This window comes from Streptomyces sp. NPDC057638, from assembly GCF_042800315.1.
GTDB lineage: Bacteria > Actinomycetota > Actinomycetes > Streptomycetales > Streptomycetaceae > Streptomyces.
Genome location: NZ_JBHVHF010000444.1, coordinates 1 through 4,919, shown reverse-complemented (window position 1 = coordinate 4,919; position 4,919 = coordinate 1). Strand labels below are relative to the sequence as shown.

Here is a 4,919-nt window from a genome sequence, read left to right as displayed (position 1 = left end):
ATGCGGCCCGGGGGCGGCGGCGCCTCCCGGGCGAAGCCTGCGGAAGCCCCCTGCGCCCGACCCCGCCCCACGCGTACCGGGGATCCGTACAGCGCCCCCCGCGGAGCACCCGCACGGAGAACGAGCACCGAGCACCCGTACCGAGCACCGGTCACCCGCACCGAGCACCCGCACGGAGAACGAGCACCGAGCACCCGCACGGAATCCGTATCCGCCCCTTGGTTCCGGGCCGGTGGGCGCCCTGCGGCAGGATGACCCCGTGACCGATGACGACTCCACCATCCCGGACCCCGCCGTCATGCGCGAGCAGTACCGCTCCACCCCGTTCCTGGAGGAGACGCTCGCCCCCACGCCGATGGCCCAGTTCGACCGCTGGTTCCGCCAGGCCACCGCCGCGGCGCTGCACGAGCCGAACGCGATGGTGGTGGCCACCGCCACCCCCGACGGCCGGCCCTCCACCCGTACCGTCCTGCTGAAGGGGTACGGTCCGGACGGCTTCGTCTTCTACACCAACTACGACTCGCGCAAGGGCCGGGAGATCGCGGCCAACGCCCGGGTCTCGCTGCTCTTCCCCTGGCATCCGATCGCCCGCCAGATCGTGGTCACGGGCACGGCGGCCCCGGTGTCGCGCGAGGAGACGGTGGCCTACTTCCGCACCCGTCCGCATGGGTCGCAGCTCGGGGCGTGGGCGAGCGCGCAGTCGTCGGTGATCGACTCGCGCAAGGAGCTGCTCCACGCCTACGAGCAGCTGGCGGAGCGGTATCCGGAGGGTGAGCCGGTCCCGGCGCCCCCCCGATGGGGCGGGATCCGGGTGACGCCGGAGACGGCGGAGTTCTGGCAGGGCCACGAGAACCGGCTCCACGACCGGCTGCGCTACCTCCGGGAGGGCACCACCTGGCGGATCGAGCGCCTGGCGCCCTGACCGTCCAGCCCAGGTGTCCCGGGTGCCCCAGGTGTCCCGGGTATCCCAGGGCGTCCGGGGGAGGGGACCCCGTACACGCAGAAACCCGTGGGCTCTGGTCCCTCCTGACGGAGGGGCCGGCCGGACTTACCGGCGAACCCACGGGTCGGTGTCTGCGTTGAATTGCGGCAGGAGCCCTGCCGACTGCACAGAGTGCGGACGACGGGCGTCAGCCCGCAGCCACCTCACGAGTCCGGAATGCGTACATCTGCCGAACCACCTCCTCTCTTGTGTACCTCCACCCTAGAAAGGCTCCGGGAGTGCTTCAACCGAATTAAAGGGTCATGTGATTTGTTGGAACCGGGTGTGTCGTGGGTCACGTTCGAGTTCAATGATCGTACGGGCAACAAGTCGCGCGGAACGCGTCCTTCAGGGGGCCGGGATGAGTGCATCGACGAGTGGGACCGCCAACGCGCTGGGGCCTGACGAGCCCGGCCCAGCGCTGGTGGGTGGCGCCGGGTTACTGCTCACCGCGCTGTTGGACGGCATGGACGCGGCCCTGGTCGCCTTCGACGCGGACGGCGTGGTCACCCACTGGAACCGCGAGGCCACCCGGATGCTGGGCTGGTCCGCCCAGGAGGCGGTGGGGCGGCGCTGGTTCACCGGCTGGGCGGTGCGCGGTGCCGACGCCGCCGGGGCGGAGGCGCGGCTGCTGGCCGCGATGGCGGCGCCCGGACGCCAGGTGCACGAGTTCGCGCTGCTGCGCAAGGACGGCGGCCGGGTGCTGGTGCGCACCCAGTCCGCGCGGGTGCCCGGCCCGGACGGCGAGCCCGCCGGGGTGTACTGCGCCTTCAGCGAGACCCACGCCCAACTGGACCTGGAGCGCTCGGTGGCGCTGAGTGAGGCGCTCTTCGACGACGCGTCCTGGGGTGTGGTCCTCGTCGATGTCGATCTCCGCCCGACCGCGCTGAACGGGTACGCGGCGCGGGCGCTCGGCACCGACCGCACCTCCCCGCTCGGCCGCCCCCTCGGGGAACTGCTGGTCCAGGGCGTCGAACAGATCGAGGGCGCCCTTCAGCACGTGCTCGCGGAGGGCACCCCGCGCGGTCTCGGTGAGACGTGGCTGACGCTCGACGGCGGAACCGGTGGGCCAGGCTCCGGCGGTGAGCGCAGACGCTGCTGGCGCAGCGGGTTCGTCCGGCTGGCCTCGCCGCTGGCGGAGGAGCCGGTGCCACTGGGCGTGGGCTGGCTCTTCCACGATGTGACCGAGAGCAAGCTGGCCGAGCAGGAGACCCACCGGCTGCGGTTCCGCTCCAGCCAGCTCCACCGGGCGGGCCGGGCGGCGGCCGAGTGCGAGGACCCGATGGAGGCGGCGACGACCTATCTGGACTTCGCCCTGGCCGGGTTCGCCGACCATGCGCTGATCGATCTGATCGACCCGGCGGGGGAGGCCCGGCTGATCCGCACGGCGGCCACCCCGACCGACGCGCCGGGGCCGTGCGTGCCCGTCACCGGGGGCGGGATCCCCGTCCGGTACACCCCGGGGCACCCGGCGCTCCAGGCCGCCGACCGCAATGGCTCGGTCCGGGCCAGTTCCCCGGAGGCCGTCGGCCCCCAGGGGCCGGACGCGGGGCGCCACCCCGCCTTCCGTACCGCCGACCGTGAGGAGCGCGCCCCGGACGGCGGCCGGGGACTGGGGCTGGGGCCGGACTGGTCCAGTCGGCGTCAGTGGCCCGAAGGCATGGTGCACGCGCTGTGCGCGGTTCTGCGCAGCCGGGGCCGGACCCTGGGCGTCCTCACCTTTCTGCGCGGCCCCACCCGCCCCGCCTTCACCCGCGCCGACACCGTCTACGCGGAGTCGATGTCGATCCTGACGGCCTCGGCCCTGGACCTCGCCTCGCCCCGGTGACGGTGGCGGCGCGGGGGTGTCGTCCGCCCGGTGTCAGTTGCGGTAGAAGATGCGGTCCCCGTACTCGGTCATGACCCGCCCGTTCCACTCGTGCCCGCCGTCGACGTTCCCCGACCGCAGCAGCGGCGGCTGTACGCCCCGGGCCACCAGGTTCTCCGCCGCGGCGGCCATCATCGCCTGCATCAGCGCGCTGGTGACCACGGTGGAGGCGGGCGCGAACGGCGCGTCGATGTCCTCGTGGGTCAGCTCGGCGTCCCCGACGGCGATCTTGGAGTCCAGGACGATGTCGCAGTGGTCCTTCAGGAAGGTCCCCGAGGCGTTCCGGGCGGTGGTCTGCTCGGCGTAGGCCACGGAGGTCACCCCGATCACCGTGAGACCCAGCGCGCGGGCGTTCAGCGCCATCTCGACCGGGAGGGCGTTACGTCCCGAGAGCGAGATGATCACCAGGAGATCGCCGGAACGGGCGGGGCTGGTGTCGAGGACGGCCCCGGCCAGGCCCTCGACCCGCTCCAGCGCCGAACCGAGCGTCGCGGGCACCACATCGACGCCGACCACACCGGGGACGGGCAGCAGGTTCATCAGGGCCAGGCCCCCGGCCCGGTAGACGACGTCCTGGGCGGGCAGCGAGGAGTGCCCGGCGCCGAAGGCGAAGAGCCGGCCGCCGGCGGCGACGGTGTCGGCGATGGCCTCGCCCGCGGCGGCGACCTGGGCGGCCTCCTCGTCCCGTACCCGGCCCAGCAGGCCGATCGCGGCGTCGAGGAACTGACCGGCCAGTGTGCTCTCGCTCATCTTCGAGACCTCTCCGGAGTGCGGACCCGGGGCAGTGGGCCCACGGGGTGCGGCAACAAACGACACGACAAACGAAACGGGCGGGAAGGGGCGCGAAACAGCCGCCTGCCGCGCCCGGGGCCGGGTGTGGGCCCCGCCGAACGGCACCCGGGCGGCCCCGGGCGCAACGCTGAGTGCCCCATGCCGCCGATCACGTTGCGGTCTGGACCTTTGCCCTGTCAATACGATCGCAGGCACCGGCTTCCGTCGGCACGGCCCGGTTGTCAGCGGGATGCGTAAGAATTGAGTCTCGGGGCCGCAGCGCACGATTTCATCGAGGGGCACGTATGTCCGGACTGATCGACACCACGGAGATGTATCTCCGCACCATCCTCGAACTCGAAGAGGAAGGTGTGGTCCCGATGCGTGCCCGTATCGCCGAGCGCCTTGACCAATCAGGTCCCACGGTCAGCCAGACCGTGGCCCGCATGGAGCGGGACGGTCTGGTGATGGTCGCCGGGGACCGCCATCTGGAGCTGACCGAGGAGGGCCGCCGACTGGCGACCCGCGTGATGCGCAAGCACCGGCTCGCCGAGTGTCTCCTGGTCGATGTGATCGGCCTGGAGTGGGAGCAGGTCCACGCGGAGGCCTGCCGGTGGGAACACGTGATGAGCGAGGCGGTGGAGCGCCGGGTGCTGGAGCTGCTGCGCCACCCCACCGAGTCGCCGTACGGGAACCCCATCCCCGGTCTTGAGGAGCTCGGCGAGAAGGCCGAGGCCGATCCCTTCCTGGACGAGGGCATGGTCTCCCTGGCCGAGCTCGACCCGGGCGCCGACGGCAAGACCGTGGTGGTCCGCCGCATCGGCGAGCCCATCCAGACCGACGCCCAGCTGATGTACACGCTGCGCCGCGCGGGCGTACAGCCCGGTTCGGTGGTGAGCGTGACGGAGTCCGCGGGCGGCGTCCTGGTCGGCAGCGGCGGCGAGGCGGCCGAGCTGGAGTCCGACGTCGCCTCCCACGTCTTCGTCGCCAAGCGCTGACCACCCGTTTCTCCCTGTAACTATGTCCGCGATCAGCTTCTGTCGTGTCCTTGACCCCCGGACGCTGATCAACCCCGATGAGCCCCCGCTCCCCGGATTTCCCGTGGGAGCTCCGCCACCGGATTCGCTCACGGCGGCTCTGCCGCTGATTAGCTCCGTGTGACGGTTCGCTCTACCGGAGGTCGGTTCTGAGCCAAAGGGGCGCGTCGAGTTTTCACGGCCGTCGCGCGGAGATCGTGAGGAACGAGCGATCGAGCACGTCGGACGCGAAAATCTCTCCCCCAGGCTCCGCCTGGGGGTG

The 4,919-nt window shown here is 72.0% G+C and carries 4 protein-coding genes; 3 read left to right on the top strand and 1 reads right to left on the bottom strand.

The features are described from left to right. Positions 1-298 precede the first annotated feature (298 nt). Positions 299-922 (top strand): pyridoxamine 5'-phosphate oxidase, encoded by a 624-nt coding sequence (gene pdxH / locus ACFVIM_RS32860; RefSeq protein ID WP_384309360.1) that lies wholly within the window; start codon positions 299-301, stop codon positions 920-922. A 421-nt stretch (positions 923-1,343) separates the two neighbouring features. Then, on the top strand, positions 1,344-2,810 hold the full coding sequence (locus tag ACFVIM_RS32855; RefSeq protein WP_384309358.1) for a PAS domain-containing protein: 1,467 nt from the start codon (positions 1,344-1,346) through the stop codon (positions 2,808-2,810). A 33-nt stretch (positions 2,811-2,843) separates the two neighbouring features. On the opposite strand, the gene ACFVIM_RS32850 is transcribed toward ACFVIM_RS32855, so the two are convergent. Further along, entirely contained in the window at positions 2,844-3,599 is a 756-nt protein-coding gene (locus ACFVIM_RS32850; protein ID WP_384309355.1) for an SIS domain-containing protein, read from the bottom strand. A 326-nt stretch (positions 3,600-3,925) separates the two neighbouring features. On the opposite strand from ACFVIM_RS32850, the gene ACFVIM_RS32845 reads away from it, so the two are divergent. After that, positions 3,926-4,618, top strand: a complete 693-nt coding sequence (locus ACFVIM_RS32845; RefSeq protein WP_384309353.1) for a metal-dependent transcriptional regulator — start codon at positions 3,926-3,928, stop codon at positions 4,616-4,618. Positions 4,619-4,919: the final 301 nt, after the last annotated feature.